General features: G+C 54.3%; 1 rRNA gene. It reads right to left on the bottom strand.

The window, feature by feature from the left end:
• A 23S ribosomal RNA gene (locus tag JCM9157_RS23050) occupies positions 1-988 on the bottom strand; the annotation flags it as partial.

Raw genomic sequence — 988 nt, 5'->3', positions numbered from 1 at the left:
TGTCGCCACGCTTCCACACCAGACCTATCAACCTCATCATCTCTAAGGGGTCTTACTGGATTACTCCATGGGAAATCTCATCTTGAGGGGGGCTTCATGCTTAGATGCTTTCAGCACTTATCCCGTCCACACGTAGCTACCCAGCTATGCTCCTGGCGGAACAACTGGTACACCAGCGGTGTGTCCATCCCGGTCCTCTCGTACTAAGGACAGCTCCTCTCAAATTTCCTGCGCCCGCGACGGATAGGGACCGAACTGTCTCACGACGTTCTGAACCCAGCTCGCGTACCGCTTTAATGGGCGAACAGCCCAACCCTTGGGACCTACTTCAGCCCCAGGATGCGATGAGCCGACATCGAGGTGCCAAACCTCCCCGTCGATGTGGACTCTTGGGGGAGATAAGCCTGTTATCCCCAGGGTAGCTTTTATCCGTTGAGCGATGGCCCTTCCATGCGGAACCACCGGATCACTAAGCCCGACTTTCGTCCCTGCTCGACTTGTAGGTCTCGCAGTCAAGCTCCCTTTTGCCTTTGCACTCTACGAATGATTTCCAACCATTCTGAGGGAACCTTTGGGCGCCTCCGTTACTGTTTAGGAGGCGACCGCCCCAGTCAAACTGCCCACCTGACACTGTCCCTGAACCGGATCACGGCTCGAGGTTAGAATGTCAGCACAGTCAGGGTAGTATCCCACCGACGCCTCCACCGAAGCTTGCGCTCCGGTTTCCAAGGCTCCTACCTATCCTGTACAAACTGTACCAACATCCAATATCAAGCTACAGTAAAGCTCCATGGGGTCTTTCCGTCCTGTCGCGGGTAACCTGCATCTTCACAGGTACTATAATTTCACCGGGTCTCTCGTTGAGACAGTATCCAAATCGTTACACCATTCGTGCGGGTCGGAACTTACCCGACAAGGAATTTCGCTACCTTAGGACCGTTATAGTTACGGCCGCCGTTTACTGGGGCTTCAATTCAGAGCTTCTCCC

It is taken from the genome of Halalkalibacter akibai JCM 9157, from assembly GCF_000513135.1.
Lineage (GTDB): Bacteria > Bacillota > Bacilli > Bacillales > Bacillaceae_D > Halalkalibacter > Halalkalibacter akibai.
This window is presented reverse-complemented; position numbering and strand designations above follow the sequence as displayed.